Below are 14,061 nucleotides of genomic sequence, written 5' to 3'. Positions count from 1 at the left end.
TGAGGGGAACCCTGAGGGACTCTGATTCCCTCAGGGTTCCCCTCACGGCACGTCGCCAGGATCAGATGAACCGCCACAAGTGGTCCGGCGTCCCGTTGTCGTCCCACTGCGTCACCTGTGCACCGTCCGCAGTGGACTGCTGATCGACCGCCATCACCTTTCCGCTGTGGACATTCCGCAGCTTCCACCAGCCACCGCCCGCGTCGACGATGCGCCACAGGTGATCCGGCGTTCCGTTGTCCTGGAACTGCTGCACGTGGGCGCCGTTGTCCAGGCTCTGGTCGTGCACTGCCAGCACCTTGCCGCTGTTGCGGTTCATGATCCGGACGGTCCCGTCGCCGCTGTCCACGACTGTCCACACGTGATCGACCGTGCCGTTGTCCTGCCATTGCGTCACGTCGGCAGTGTCCGAAAGCGACATGTCCCGCACCGCAAGGAGCTTCCCGGACCGCTGGTTCTGGATCCGCCGCCACGAAGTCGTCGAAGCAGCAGGCCGCGGCAGCAAAGCGAGGTACCCGGCAGCGACCGGGCGCGCTTGGAAGCCGGACTGCCGGGCGTCGGCGACGAAGTACCAATCCGAGAACGGAACCCGCGAACCGGTGGTGTTGGCGAAACTGTAGACGCCTTCGACGAGCGTCGCGCGGATGTCGGTGTGGTCGGTCAGCCAGGCGGCCGTCCACAGTTCCCAGTCGGCTTTCGTGTAGTCGTGGCGGAGGTCCAGCGGGACGCCGTGCGCACCTCGTTTTGACTGGTACCAAGCAGCTTCTCGTGCGGCGGTGCCGAGCGGGACCAGATCGAGGCCCAGCAACCGGTCCGCGAAGCCGTTGTACTTGAGGCTCCACGTGCCCGGCTGGTCATAAGCCATCCGCAAGTGCGAACCGTCGTCGGCCAGTGTCGTCCATTGGCTGATGTAAGAACGCGAAATGGACCGGTAGCGCAAAGCATCGGCGGAATTGCCGACGACATCGGCGAGAACGGCCATCGCTCCGACGCCGATGATCCCCTTCAACGCGAGGTTGGCGCTGTGCGCGATCCAGCCGGTGAAGTCGTCGGTCTGGTTCTGGTTGCCCGGGTCGAGGGTGTTGCCCACCAGGTATTCGGCCCATTGCCGCAGGATTCCGTAGTGGGCGTTGCCGAAAGCCTTCGCCGCCGCGGAATCCAGGCGCTGCGCCACCGCGGCGGACATGATGAGCATGTTGGCCGATTCCTCGACCGGCATGCTCTCCTCGTTGCCGTCGTTGTGCCCGGCCGCGTTCGGATAGGACGCGCCGATGTCGTGTTCCGAGAAGGTCATCGGCCAGCCGCCGCGTTCGGCGTAGTCGAGCACCGGCTCCAGTAACAAGCGCACGAAGTCCGGCGAGAGGTGGAGGTAGCCGGGCAGCGCCGGATAGATGACATCCACTGTGGACACGTTGCCGCTGGATGAGATCTCCTTCAGGAACGCCCACGGCGAGCCGTTCCGGTCGACCAGCTCGGTGCCGCCGAACGCTTGACGCAGCGCGAGCGCGCAGATCGCCGAGTAGTGCTCGCCGCCGGCGGCGGACGCTTCGTTGTCGATCCGCTGGTCCAGCACGATTCCGGCGGCGAGTGCGGCCGGGTAGTCAGCGTGGAACCAGGCGACCATGTCCTGCCACGACGACCAGTAGTGCGTCCACCACGGCGCCAGCTGCGCGCCGAGGTAGCTGACGGCGGGCGTGCGGACGTGCCCGATCGCCACCACCAGCGGATCGGCCGCCGCGCCCGGCTGGACCGTGCCCAGGTCTTTGGCGAACGCGAGGACGGGCCAGCGGTCGCTGATCGCCCGCGGCTGGTCCGGGTCGCTGGTCCCGGGCAGCGCTCCCCCGTTCGCCGACGTCGCGCGCACGACCGTGTCCTGCCCGATCTGCCAGGTCACGCCGGACGAAGGCGCCGCGACCACGAGCGAACCCCAGCGCGGCTGGTCGTGCCCGTCCTCGGCGAGCACGCCCGGCGAGGCGGCCTGGACGTTCAGCGACGTGACGCCGCCGGATTCCTGCCGCTGCCAGCCGACCGGCGTGGCCGAATCCCATTGCAGCCACTCGGCCGACGTGTCGAAATGCAGCGAGACGGCGTGCGCCCGGCCGTCGGTGCTCGCGGCGGCGATGGTGACGTAGCCGAACGGCACGCACTGCCGCTGGAGGTTGCCGGGGTCGACCGGCGAGAAGAAGGTGACGGTGAGGGTCACGCCGCCGCCGGTGAGTTCGTAGATCGAGCGGGTCGCGGTGACCTGCAAGGAGTTCTGCGACATCGGCGTCAGGCTCGGGCCGGACGGCAGCTGCGGCGCACCGGCGAACGCGTACGCCGTGCCGTCGATCCGGGCGATCCCGCACAACGCGGTGATGTGCCCGGTCCAGAACGTCGACCAGGCGCCGGGCAGGTTGTCCGCGGCCTGCCAGGTCGACAGGTACGGCGAGCGCACGATGAGCGGCGTCGCGGGCGGGCGCAGCGGGTTCAGCGTGCCCGCCGGAGCGGCCGAGGCAGTGGACTGGACCAGTTCCGGAGCGCACCAGAGCGCGGCGGCCGCGGCCGCGCCGGTGCCCGCCCAGCGCAGGGCGTCGCGGCGGCTGACTTCGCGGGGACGTTCGGAGGAGGACATCGACAGCTTCTTTCGGTCAGATGCCGGACACGGGAAAGAAGAAACCGAGCTGCCTCAGTGTGGCACCGCGATACAACGTTGTAAATCTGCCGAAAGCACTGACAAGCGCTGTCCGTTTCCCGACAGCGCTTGTCATTCCCGGCTACCGCCCGGCGGCGTACCCCTGCTCCCCGCGCGAATTCGCCGCCGCCGAAAGCACCCCGGTCTCAGGATCCCTCGCCACCGCGCACAACCGGCCCTCCGACCACGGCTCCCCCACCGTCACGTCATGCCCCCGGCTCTCCAGCGCGGCAATGACCTCCGCACCGATCCGCGATTCCACCGTCACGCTCCCGGCCGCCATGCCGCGCGGGTAGAACGAGCTCGGGAAGCTGTCGGTGTGCCAGTTCGGCGCGTCGATCGCGCCCTGCAGGTCGAGCCCGCCGCGGACCTTCTCGCGCAGCGCCGTCCCGAGGAAGAAGTGGAAGTTCCACTGGTCCTGCTGGTCGCCGCCGGGCGTGCCGAACGCCAGCACCGGCACGCCGTCGCGCAGCGCGAGCGACGGCGAAAGCGTGGTGCGCGGCCGTTTGCCCGGCGCGAGCGAGTTCGGCAGGCCCGGGTCGAGCCACGCCATCTGCAGCCGGGTGCCCAGCGGGAAGCCCAGCTCCGGCACGACCGGGTTGGACTGCAGCCAGCCGCCGCTCGGCGTCGCGGCGATCATGTTGCCCCAGCGGTCGACGACGTCCAGGTGGCACGTGTCGCCCCGGGTCAGGCCGTCCTTCGCGACGGTCGGCTCCCCCGCCCCGATCGCCGACGCGGTGACCCCGCCGTCCGCGACGTACCGCGCGTGGCGGCTCAACTGAGGCTCGCGGCCTTGCGGGCTGCCGGGACGCAGGTCGAACGACGCCCGGTCGCCGATCAGCTTGCGCCGGGTCTCGGTGTACTCACGGGAAAGCAGCGCCTCGATGGGCACTTCAGTGCTGTCGCCGTACCAGGCTTCACGGTCGGCCATCGCGAGCTTCGTGCCCTCGATGAGCCGGTGGTAGTACTCCGGCGTCGCGTACTCCAGCTCGTCCGGCAGCAGCGCGAGCTGCTGCAGAAACGCCGGGCCTTGGCTCCACAGGCCGACTTTCGCGACAGTCCAGCCGTTCCACGTGTGCGTGACCGGATCCTCGTAGGTGGGCCGGAACGTGGCGATGTCGTCGGCAGTGAGCGTGCCCGCGTGCCGTTCGCCGGAAGAGTCCATCGCCGGTTTCGCGGCGAAGGCGGCAAGCGCTTCGGCGACAAACCCCTCGCGCCAGGCCTTCCGCGCCGCCTCGATCTGCGCTTCCCGATCGCTCCCAGCCGCCTCCGCTTCCGCGATCAGCCGGCGCCAGGTCTCGGCGAGCGCGGGATTCTTCAGCAGCCCACCGGGTTTCGGCGCGATCCCGCCGGGCAAGTACAGCTCGGCCGACGTCGTCCATTCGTTCTCGAACAGCTCGCGGACGGTCTCCACCGTCGCGCCGACGCGCTCCACCGCCGGGTGGCCGTCCGCCGCGTAGCGAATGGCGTACTTGAGGACCTCGCGCAGCGACTTCGTGCCGTGGTCGTGCAGCAGGAGCAGCCACGCCTCGACCGCGCCGGGCACCGCGGCGGCGAGCGGGCCGGTGCCGGGGACGAGGTCCAGGCCGAGCGAGGTGTAGTGCTCGATCGTCGCGCCGGCCGGCGCGGGCCCCTGCCCGCACAGCACCTTCGGCGCGCCGCCCGCCGGGGCGAGGATCATCGGCACCTCGCCGCCGGGACCGTTGAGGTGCGGCTCGACGACGTGCAGCACGAACGCGCCCGCGACCGCGGCGTCGTAGGCGTTGCCGCCGTCCTCGAGGACCGCCATCGCGGCCGCCGAGGCGAGCCAGTGGGTGGACGACACCATGCCGAAGGTGCCCTGCAACGTCGGGCGCGTCTGGACCATGGCCTTATCGTCGCGCGCGAGCCGGCGGTACGTCAAAGACATCTGAGGCACCGGTCCGATAGCGTGTCGCTATGGAACGCCGTCAGCTGGAGTACTTCGTCGCGATCGCCGAGCACGGCGGGTTCACGCACGCGGCGCGGGCTTTGCGGGTGGCGCAGCCGTCGTTGTCGCGGGCGATTTCGAAGCTGGAACAGGACCTCGGCGTCGAGCTGTTCCACCGGGTCGGGCGCAACGCGGTGCTGTCGAACGCCGGCGAACTGCTCGCCGGACGCGCCCGGCTGGTGCTGCGCGACCTCGACGCCCTGCGCGCCGCCGCGCGGATGGCGGGCGACGGACCGGCCGGGCGGATCGACGTCGCGGCCACGTCGTCGTCCGCGCTGGAGCCGGTGATCAGCATCATCGCCGAGATGCGCACGCGGTATCCGGGCGTTCTGGTGAGCACGTCGGCGGCGCTGTCGGCGGCCGAGGCGGTCGCGATGGTGGTGCAGGGCCGCTGCGAGGCCGGGGTGTGCGGGAGCGCGGACCGCCCGGTCGGGCCGGGTCTGGCGGCGCATCACCTGCGGGACGAGGAACTGCTGCTGGTCGCCCCGCCGGGCACGGAGATCGGTTCGGACGGGGTCGTCGAACGGGCCGCGCTCAGCGGTATGCGGTTCGTCGTCACCACGTCGCCTACCGCGGTGCGCGGGTTCTTCGACCGGCTTGCCGCGAGCGTGCCGGACCTGTCGATCGCGGCCGAGGTGGGCGACCGGAGCGTTGTGCTGCCCATGGTGCTGCGCGGGATCGGCGCGAGCCTGATGCCGGACGGCTGGGCGGATCTCGCCCGCCGAGCCGGTGCCGAGGTGCTCCGGTTCGCGCCGCCGGAGAAGCTCCCGCAGTGGTTGATCTACCGGTCCGGGCCGATCGCCGCGGCGACTCAGGCCTTTGTGGACATCACGCTCGCCTCAGGCGGGACGGACAGCATCGGCGCGTAGTGGCCGTCCGGATACGGCTCCCCTACCGCACGGCCGTCCGCCTCGATCCACGCGTGCGCGGCGAACGGGCTCGTCCGCACTCCGGTGCACCACGTGGGCCAGGAACCCCTGAGGCGACAGAGGAGCGCGGCGGCGATTGAGCGTTGGAGACAGCCTTGCCCAGCACAGCGAAGGCTCACCGAGACGACGTCTGAGCGGGCCGCGGCCGCCTCGTCGGTGGTGGCTGCCCGAGCTCCCCGGCGGGCGAATTCCAGGACGCGGCGCAGCTTCGCCGGACGCAGCCGGGCCAGCGGCCGGGCCAGTGCGACGGCGAGCAGCGGCAACGGGCGGCGATGCAGCGGCAGGCGGACACGGGTGGCGAGCGCGACCGGGGCGGTCATGCCGTCACCAAACCGGCGGACTGCAACTGATCGAGCACCGCGGTCACGTCCTTCCGCGTCACAGCCTCGTCGACCCCGTGCAGAGAGGCCAGTTCCGCCGCGATGCCCTCCGGGTCGCTGCCGTCGAGAAGCCCTTGCAGCACCGTGCTTCCGGTGACGTTGAGCTGCCAGTACCGGCCGGTCGTCAGGTGCAGCAGGACAGTGCCGTCCGGGGTGTCGGTGGTGGTGACGTCAGGGTGCAAGCGCATCGAGCCTCCTCGGGGCTGGGCGGTCGGCGGCGCGAAGCCACATCTCACATCCGATGAGCGGTTCCAGGGCGGCGACCACGCGGTAATCCCGTTGCGGCGCGAGCACGGCGGCCCGCAGCCGGTCCAGGTCGAGCAGCCCGCGCGCGGCGAGTGCGGAATCCTCGAACAGCCGCAGGATCGCAGTCTGGTTGCGGCGCAGGCCTTCCCGGATGTCCGCACCGAACTCGCCCTTGGTGGCCCGGCCGAGCACGACGTCCGGCACGATCCCCCGCATCGCCTCGGCCAGCAGCGGTTTGTAGCGGCCCGGGTCGGCGTGCTCGTGCCGTCGGACGCGCAGGACGGCTTCCACCACCCGGTCGTCGAAGAACGGCAGCCGCAACTCGACCCCGGCCTCGGCGTACAGCCCGGCCGTCAAGCGGTACTGCGCGGCGGCCGAGCGCAGGACGAGCATCGCCTGGTGTTCGCCGGGGTCGCGGCCGAGCGGCCGGGCTTCGTTCGCGGTGCGGTGCAGGGCTTTTCGGGCCAGGTCCAGGCCGTCGCCGGTGATCCATGGTTGAGCCCGAAGCGGCGCTACGCCCCAGCCGAGCACCGGGCGGCGCGCCGAACTGACCGGATCCGAGAGGTGCTCGGCCTGCTGCCGCCACCAGTCAGCGGTGTTGCCCGGCCGGAGAAGTCCCGCCATCGTCCCGAAGAGCGGCCACCGTCGCAGCGCGGCGTGCGCTCGGACGTGGCTCAACGCGGTAATTGGCCGACTGCGCAGCAATTGGTGCAGGTACCCGGGCAGCGGACTGAACAGTTCGTCCCCGCCGTGCCCGGCGAGGTGGAGTTCGGACCCGCGCGCGGCCACTGCTTCGGCGCTGAACCGGATCCTGGCCGCGGATCGGGTGAACGCGTACGGTTCGTCGGCGTCGACCAGGCGATCCGGATCGGCGAAGACGGCGGGCAGGTCGTGCTGCGGGACGATCACGTGCTCCGCCCGGTCCAGCGCGGCGATGGACCGGGCGGCGAACTCCGCGTCGTCGTTGCCCGCCTCCGCCTCGGCCCAGCGGAAGGTCAGCAACTCCGGGTTCTGCCGGGCGGCCAGGAAACACAGCGACGTCGAATCCATGCCGCCGGACAGATCAGCGGACCCGGGTCCTGAGTGGACCGCCTCAGCCAGCGCGGTCCGTACCCCTTCGGCACCGCGGGCCAGCGACTCGCGAGCGGCTGGCGGACGCCACCACGGCTTCACCTGCGCTCGTCCGTCTGTCCACAGAAGACAGTCGCCCGGCGGCACAGCAGAAACCTTCGTATACAACGGCCGTTCATTCAACGGCGGGGGAAGCTGCAGCCCGCACGCCACCCGTGCGGCAAGCACCTCCTCGTCCACTGAGGACTCAAGGAGATCGGCCCGGTCGGCAGCGACCGGAACTCCGTCCACCCGGCAATGAAACACCCGCCGCAATCCGGTCGCGGTGCCTTGAATCCGCACCGCACCGTCCACAGTGGCCACCAGATGGAACGACCCGGTCAGCACGGCGGCGACCCGGTCGACGTCCGACAGCGCCGACACCCGGGCCGCGAGCTCGCCGAGCCGGGCGGCGGTGACCGGGGAATGCCCGATCACCGCCAGCCGCACCGGCCCGGCCGTCCCCACCGCCACCTCGGCGCGACGCCATCGCCCGACGAGCCACGGCCGCCCGGACGCGTGGGCGTGCACCTGCGCGTCCGCCCACGGCCGCCGGATCCCCGCGGCGGCGGGAAGATCGGGCAGCACGAAGAATCCCGGCCTGCTCATCGGCTGCGGTCCCGGCTCAGGAGGCGAAGAAGCCCATCGTGTCCGACAGGTAGCCCCCGAAGCCGAGGGTGTCGTCGCTGAACTCGCCGACCTCGGCCAGCGCGGGCGGCGTGTATTCGGGCAGTTCGCGAACCTGCTTGTCCTGAACGTCCATGATGCCTCCGATGTTCGGCTCCGGCAGCCGCTGCGACCGCCGTCCCCGACACTGGCACGCACCGCCCGGCCGCGACAGGCGGGAGTTCCCGTGCGTACCAACAGCTTTACCTCGCAGTACCGGACCCGCCCGGCCCGCTGCCCCGAATGGACTAGACCACTTTCACCCGATCCCGAGCCCGCGCCGCCCAGCCGCGTTCAGCTGCCCGGGCGCGAACCGGTCCGGCCAAGAACGCTCGTAATGCTCGGCGGGGAAGTCCGACGGACTGGACCCGGACTCGAACGCTTCGCGCACCGAACCGGCGTACGCCTCGTTGCGCGGGCACCACGGCGCGGCCGGGATGTACATGACATTGCCCCAGCCCCGCTGGTTCTCCACCGGCGCGACGCTGTGGACCAGATCGCAGTGCCACCACACGGAATCGCCAGCCCGCACGTCCGGGATTCCGCTGGAAGCCCGCAGCGGCAAGGAATGCCATTGCTCGCTGGCCGCGTACATCTTGTTCACCGTGACGCCGCACATGTCGTCCTCGGGCACGTCGGCCAGCAGCGGCCGCAGCATCAGGTAGCCCATCGCCTCCGGGATCGGCACCGCGTGCAGGACACCCTGGTCGTGCTCCATGTCGGACAGCGCGGTCCAGCCCTGGAAGGTGCGGAACGCCGAGCACATCGTCGAGCCCTCGAACTGCGGTCCGGCCGTGCGGTGCGCGGCGTCCCACGGGTCGTAGGACTCGACGGTGCCGTCGAACAGATGCCGGAACGCCCGCTGGTAGGCCTCGGTCATCCACAGGTCCAGCGTGCCCGGGTCGAGATGGGGACGGAGACCGCCGGAATCCGCGCCCGGCGGGCGGCGGCGGATCCGGTCCGGGTACAGCGAATCCCGGCCGGGGTCGAACCACCGGACGCCGTCGGATTCCGAGTGCCACTGCCCGTTGAGGAACGCTTGCACGCGCGCCGTCCGGTCGCTTTGCCGCGCCTCCATTTGCGTCGGCGACCAGTAGATCGGGTAGATCCCCGCCTTGGCGACGGGGCTGCCGAAGAAGTTGTCGCCGGGGCCCCGGTAGCTCTCGGAGAACCGGTTGCCCTCGAGGTAGCCGACGATCCCCGCGTCCCAGTCCAGCGCCTGCTCGCGCGGGAAATGACCGCGCACGACCAGGCAGCCGCGCCGCTTCAGCCGGGCGAGATCTTCTTCGGAGACCTTGCCCGCCTCGATGTCGGCGTAGTCCAGCTCCGGCCAGATCGCCTCGCCGCGCGCTTTCGCCGCCTCGATCTCCCCGACCGCGGCGGCGACGCGCGCCTCGATCACCGCGAAAACCTCTTCCACGGTGCGCCCGGACGCCTCGATCCGCGCCCGCAGCGCGGCTTTGATCTCGCGAATCGCGGCCGGAAGGTCGTCCGGCGTCGTCTCCCAGTGCGGCAACGGGGGAAGCTGCATAGCGCTCGCTCCATTCAGGAAGGGCTCCTTACTGAACCGACGGTAGGGCGCCCGCGCCGATTCAGGCAACACTCCTGACTAAATCGGCTACACTCCCGCCGGTGACCCCGGCCAAGCCCTCCCTCGACCTGCTCCGGTCGCTGACCGACGAGCACGTGCTGCGGGCGCTCCTCGCGCAGCGGCAGCTCACGCGCGCGCAAATCGCCGCCCGCACCGGCATTTCCAAGCCCGCGGTCGGCGACAGCGTCGCCCGGCTCGCCGAGGCCGGGCTGCTGCGCGACACCGGCGAACGCACCACCGGCCGCGGCCGCGTCGGCACCTACTACGCGCTGGCCGACGACCTCGGCACGGCCTTGGTCGTGAGCATCGCCCACGACGGCGCGGTCGCCGAAGCCGTCGATGTTTTCGGCGAGGTGCTAGCCCGGCACGTCGAAGACCTCGGCCGACCCGTGCGTCCGCGGAAGGTTGCTCAGGCATTGCGCAAGGCCGCGACACAGGTCGCCGACGACGCCGGACCGCTGCGGCTCGCGGTCGTCAGCGCCGCCGATCCGGTCGACCGCGCCACCGGGAAGCTGGTTCACCTGCCCGATTCCCCGTTCCTGCTCGGCGAACTCTCCCCCGCCGACGTCCTCGCGCCGCTCGTCGCGGGTCCGGTCACGGTCGACAACGACGTGAACTGGGCTGCCCGCACCGAACAGGCCGCCGACGATTTCGCCTACCTCTTCCTCGGCGAAGGACTCGGCTGCGCGGTGGTCGCCGACGGCGAAGTGCGCCGGGGACACGCCGGTTTCGCCGGAGAAATCGCGCACGTCCTCACCCGCGGCGCGGACGGTCAGGCGCTGGCTTTCATCGACGTCTTCGCGGATCTCGGGGTGCGCCAACCGGATTCGACCACAATCGACGTCGACGCCCTGCTGTGCGCGATCAAATCCGACGACGTCCTCGACACCCTCGCCGAGGCGATCTGCGGCGTGCTCCTGGCTTTGGTCACCGTGGCCGACCCGGAGCTGATCGTCCTGGGCGGACCGTGGGGCCCCGCCGTGCTCGACGCGGTGTCGGCCCGCTTCGCGCGACTGCCGCGTAACGTCCCGCTTCGCGCCCCGCACGCCACGGACTCCCCCGCCCTCACCGGCGCACGCGACGAAGCCGTGCGTGCCCTGCGGAGCGCCGTTCTCAGCCCTTGATGGTCTTCTTGATCCAGTCCAGCTGACCGAACACATCCCCGTCGGCCGCGACGCTGCTGCGGTCGGATTTGCTGGTGACTCCCACGATCGTGTCGCGATCTGTGGTGGACATGACCGGTCCGCCGGAGTCTCCGCCCGCCGTGACGCCGGTCGTGGTCAGCGCGCAGAAATCGGTGCCGCCGGAGATGGTCATGCCTTCGCAGCGCTGGTCGTCGGGGTCGATGACCTTCGCGTCCACCTGCTTGAGCACGTCGGATTGGCAGCTGTTCTCGTCGCCGGTGCAAGTCGCGCCCCAGCCGAGCTGACGAACAGTCTCGCCCGGCCGCACCGGTCCCGCGCTTGGCAGCTTCGCCGGGGTGATGGTCATCGGGGCGACCTTGATCAGCATCATGTCGGCCAGCGTGTGATTGTTGCGGCCGCCCGGCACCGGCCGGACGACAGTGCCGAGCCGCTGGTCGAGATTGCCCACGCGGAACTCGATCCGGGAGTCCGCGATGGGTTCGGCCGCCTCGGTGAAGCAGTGGTCGGCACCGATGATCCACTCGCGGCTGATCGCGGTGGCGGTGCACTCGGGCTTGCCGTCGACGAGCATCCGCACCGCCCACGGGCCGTAGCCGCTGACCGAACCGCCGATCACGGCCGACGCCGGGGTCGCTACCGCGACGGCGGCCAGTGCGGCGACTGGGGCCAGGACGGCCAACCGGCGGAGCAGCATGATCAGGACATCCCTTCGGCAGCTGGCGTTACACCATCAAGACGCGGCAGCTGGCGAGTGGTTGCGCCTCGTGAGCGGCGATTCCGGAATCACCGCTCACGAGGCGCACCGATTCAGGACTTGTCCGCGGCCTGAGCCACGAATATCCCCGTCTCCAGGAATGCCCGCCATTCAGCCGGAGACTGGCTGTCCATCGCCCGGCGAGCAGCTGCCTGGACGTGGCTGCCCGGCGTCGAGCGAGTCCAGATCTCCCGGACCAGCGGCCCCTCCTCGAGATACCTGGCGTAGCCGGCGTCGACACCGACAACCGCGGCCGCACGCGCCTTCATGTCGTTCAGCTTGTCCTTCGCCGCGGCCTCGAAGATGCCGGTGTCGATGAACGCCCGCCGCTGTTCCGGCGTCTCGCAGGAGTACGCCGCGATCCACATCTCGGAATTGGGAACTGCGAAGCGATACAAGATGTCCCGCACGAAATCTTCGTCCGTCCACCCCGCGGCCAACCCCGGGTCCATGCCCACGACGGCGGCCGCCTTTACCCGGGCGTCGCGGAGTTTCTTCTCCGCGGCTTCCTTTTCCGCCGCCTCCTTCGCGGCGTCCACGTCGCGCTGATGCTCGACGAAGATGCCGTGCACGATGAACTCCTTCTTCTCCTCCGGAGTTCCCTTGACGGCGGCCGCCGCGGCCGCCCGTACGAACGAATCCCGGGGAGCGTGCTCCCACAACGCGAAAACGAAATTCGGATCCTCCTGGCTCAGCAGCATCCGAGTCAGCTCGAAACCGAGCAGCGCTGCAGCGGGCTGCCGTTCCGTGCGCCGGGCCTGGTAAAGCGCCTCCCGGTCCAGATCCCGTTGGTGTGCCAGATAAATCCGGGTGGCGAGGAACAGCGACGTCGTCCCGTGGCTGTAGGCGTAGTCCGCCTCCCACTGAACTTCCTCAGCAACGTCTCCCTGCCGCTGCGCGGCCAGGTAGATCTCGTGCACGAAGTCTCGCTCGCTGAGTCCCAGCAGTTCCGGCGTGATCGCGAGCCCGACGACAGCGGCCGCGTTCGTGCGCAGCTCCTCCGGCGTCTGCGCCACAGCGGCAATCGGGGCCGCCGTCGCCATCGCCGGAGCGGCGACCCCAGTCGTCACAGTCAGCGCGGCGAGGACAACGGAGGCCGCCAGTCTTCGAACTCGGGAATTCGACATAAGCGTCATACTGGGTGGATATCCCCCAGGTCAACGGACGTTACCGATCACCGCCCAGGGTCCCGCTGGTTGACATGTCGGAAACTTCCGACGTAACGTAGCGTCATGCCCGACGACGTCTTCCTCGCTCTCGCCAGCCCCGTCCGCCGGCGTCTGCTCGAGATCCTGGCGGACGGCCCGCACACCGCGGGCGACCTCGCGGCGCGGTTCGAGCTGAGCCGCCCGGCGGTGGCCGAGCACCTCAAAGTGCTGCGGGACGCCGCCTTGGTCCGCGACGAAGCCGTGGGGCGGCAACGTTTTTACCACTTGGAAAGCGACCCGCTGGAGCAGGTCGGCGAATGGCTGCACCCGTTCGAGCGGTTCTGGCGCAGCCGCTTGCGCACCATGGCCGACCTGCTGGAAAACGAGGAGGAAACCCCGTGACGTACGCCCGCATCGGCAGCATCTCGGTCGATCAGTTCATCGCCGCCGCCCCGGAAAAGGTCTGGCTCGCGCTCACCGACCCCGAACTGCACGCGAAGTGGTGGGCACCCGGCGACGTCGGCCCGGACGTCGGCCACGAGTTTCATTTGGAGATGCCCGGGTTCGGCTCGATCCCTTGCCGGGTAATCGAATCCGAGCCGCCGTCGAAGTTCGTCTACACCTTCAACGGCGACTGGACCCTCACCTGGACGCTCGTCGCCGAAGGCCAGGGCACCCGGCTCCTGCTGAACCATTCCGGCTTCGACCTCGACGACAAACGCCAGGCCGACGCGTGCGAGCGGATGGGCCCCGGCTGGCGCGACGGCGTGCTGCCGCGACTGGCGAAGCTGGACCTGGGCTGAGCTCTCAGGCTGGACGGCGAGCGTAGACCACCGCTTGCGGCACCTCGCTGTCCAGCTCCTCCACCCATTCCGCGTTGACGGTGAATCCGGCCTCCCGCAACCACTCCGACACCTGCGCGGGCCGTCGGCGGTGAACGTACAGCCGCATCGCATGCCCGCCGTAACCCTGCGTCTTCAACCGGGCGACGTCGCCGACGTGGAAGCCGATCGCGACCGGCGCGCCGGGCCGCAGCACGCGGTAGAACTCCGCGATCGCAGTGGGCACCTCCTCGTCCGGGACGTGGATCAGGGCCCACCACGACAGCACCCCGGCCGCCGAAACGTCGGGCAGCGGGAGCGCGGTCATCGACCCGACCGCGAACCGCAGCCCCGGGTGATCCCGCCGGGCCACCTCGATCATGCCGGGCGAAAGGTCCAGGCCGAACGCGTCGAGACCGAGGCTGTTCAGGTGCGCGGTGACGTGCCCGGTGCCGCAGCCGACGTCGGCGACCGGGCCGTTTCCGTGTACCTGCGAGGCAAACAAGCCCAACGTCATCCGCAGCGACGGGCTTTGGGCGATCGAGTCGCGCAATCGGTCGGCGTAGCTGTCGGCGACGGTGTCGTACGAGGTCCGGGTGTCGGTCAGCCAGGTCTGCACCACGGTCAC

At 70.2% G+C, this 14,061-nt stretch carries 14 protein-coding genes; 4 read left to right on the top strand and 10 right to left on the bottom strand.

The window, feature by feature from the left end; genetic code table 11:
- Nucleotides 1-61: 61 nt before the first annotated feature.
- A complete protein-coding gene (locus ACFORO_RS36400; RefSeq protein WP_377876361.1) occupies nucleotides 62-2,614 on the bottom strand; it encodes a glutaminase domain-containing protein in 2,553 nt (850 codons plus the stop codon).
- A 142-nt stretch (nucleotides 2,615-2,756) separates the two neighbouring features.
- Complete coding sequence (locus ACFORO_RS36395) at nucleotides 2,757-4,541, bottom strand: gamma-glutamyltransferase family protein (RefSeq protein ID WP_377876363.1); 1,785 nt, start codon at nucleotides 4,539-4,541, stop codon at nucleotides 2,757-2,759.
- Between the two features lie 71 nt (nucleotides 4,542-4,612).
- On the opposite strand from ACFORO_RS36395, the gene ACFORO_RS36390 reads away from it, so the two are divergent.
- Nucleotides 4,613-5,512, top strand: coding sequence for a LysR family transcriptional regulator (locus ACFORO_RS36390; RefSeq protein ID WP_377876365.1), 900 nt, complete (start codon nucleotides 4,613-4,615; stop codon nucleotides 5,510-5,512).
- Here ACFORO_RS36390 and ACFORO_RS36385 read toward each other — a convergent pair.
- The 5 genes from ACFORO_RS36385 to ACFORO_RS36365 all read right to left on the bottom strand — a co-directional run bounded on the left by ACFORO_RS36385 (nucleotide 5,455) and on the right by ACFORO_RS36365 (nucleotide 9,505).
- On the bottom strand, nucleotides 5,455-5,892 hold the full coding sequence (locus ACFORO_RS36385; protein WP_354750462.1) for a lasso peptide biosynthesis B2 protein: 438 nt from the start codon (nucleotides 5,890-5,892) through the stop codon (nucleotides 5,455-5,457). The two genes, ACFORO_RS36390 and ACFORO_RS36385, sit on opposite strands and share 58 nt — an antisense overlap.
- Complete coding sequence (locus ACFORO_RS36380; protein WP_377876367.1) at nucleotides 5,889-6,140, bottom strand: lasso peptide biosynthesis PqqD family chaperone; 252 nt, start codon at nucleotides 6,138-6,140, stop codon at nucleotides 5,889-5,891. The genes ACFORO_RS36385 and ACFORO_RS36380 overlap by 4 nt, the downstream gene beginning before the upstream one ends.
- Nucleotides 6,124-7,917, bottom strand: coding sequence for an asparagine synthase-related protein (locus ACFORO_RS36375; RefSeq protein WP_377876369.1), 1,794 nt, complete (start codon nucleotides 7,915-7,917; stop codon nucleotides 6,124-6,126). The genes ACFORO_RS36380 and ACFORO_RS36375 overlap by 17 nt, the downstream gene beginning before the upstream one ends.
- A 16-nt stretch (nucleotides 7,918-7,933) precedes the next feature.
- Nucleotides 7,934-8,071, bottom strand: coding sequence for a lasso RiPP family leader peptide-containing protein (locus ACFORO_RS36370; protein ID WP_354750465.1), 138 nt, complete (start codon nucleotides 8,069-8,071; stop codon nucleotides 7,934-7,936).
- A gap of 162 nt (nucleotides 8,072-8,233) precedes the next feature.
- On the bottom strand, nucleotides 8,234-9,505 hold the full coding sequence (locus ACFORO_RS36365; protein WP_377876373.1) for a YbiU family protein: 1,272 nt from the start codon (nucleotides 9,503-9,505) through the stop codon (nucleotides 8,234-8,236).
- Between the two features lie 101 nt (nucleotides 9,506-9,606).
- Between ACFORO_RS36365 and ACFORO_RS36360 the strand changes: the two genes are divergently transcribed.
- Nucleotides 9,607-10,689, top strand: a complete 1,083-nt coding sequence (locus ACFORO_RS36360) for an ROK family transcriptional regulator (RefSeq protein ID WP_377876375.1) — start codon at nucleotides 9,607-9,609, stop codon at nucleotides 10,687-10,689.
- On the opposite strand, the gene ACFORO_RS36355 is transcribed toward ACFORO_RS36360, so the two are convergent.
- The gene (locus ACFORO_RS36355) at nucleotides 10,679-11,404 is read right to left on the bottom strand and encodes a S1 family peptidase (protein WP_377876377.1); all 726 of its coding nucleotides are present in this window, start codon (nucleotides 11,402-11,404) and stop codon (nucleotides 10,679-10,681) included. The genes ACFORO_RS36360 and ACFORO_RS36355 overlap by 11 nt on opposite strands.
- Nucleotides 11,405-11,517: 113 nt before the next feature.
- Nucleotides 11,518-12,591, bottom strand: coding sequence for a hypothetical protein (locus ACFORO_RS36350; protein ID WP_377876379.1), 1,074 nt, complete (start codon nucleotides 12,589-12,591; stop codon nucleotides 11,518-11,520).
- Between the two features lie 105 nt (nucleotides 12,592-12,696).
- Here ACFORO_RS36350 and ACFORO_RS36345 point away from each other — a divergent pair, with 105 nt between their 5' ends.
- Both ACFORO_RS36345 and ACFORO_RS36340 read left to right on the top strand, forming a co-directional pair.
- Entirely contained in the window at nucleotides 12,697-13,014 is a 318-nt protein-coding gene (locus tag ACFORO_RS36345; RefSeq protein WP_354750470.1) for an ArsR/SmtB family transcription factor, read from the top strand.
- Complete coding sequence (locus tag ACFORO_RS36340; protein ID WP_377876382.1) at nucleotides 13,011-13,415, top strand: SRPBCC family protein; 405 nt, start codon at nucleotides 13,011-13,013, stop codon at nucleotides 13,413-13,415. The genes ACFORO_RS36345 and ACFORO_RS36340 overlap by 4 nt, the downstream gene beginning before the upstream one ends.
- A gap of 4 nt (nucleotides 13,416-13,419) precedes the next feature.
- Here the strand turns inward: ACFORO_RS36340 and ACFORO_RS36335 are convergent, their stop codons facing one another.
- Complete coding sequence (locus tag ACFORO_RS36335; RefSeq protein ID WP_377876384.1) at nucleotides 13,420-14,061, bottom strand: class I SAM-dependent methyltransferase; 642 nt, start codon at nucleotides 14,059-14,061, stop codon at nucleotides 13,420-13,422.

This window comes from Amycolatopsis halotolerans, from assembly GCF_042647905.1.
GTDB classification, from domain to species: Bacteria; Actinomycetota; Actinomycetes; order Mycobacteriales; family Pseudonocardiaceae; genus Amycolatopsis; species Amycolatopsis halotolerans.
This window is presented reverse-complemented; position numbering and strand designations above follow the sequence as displayed.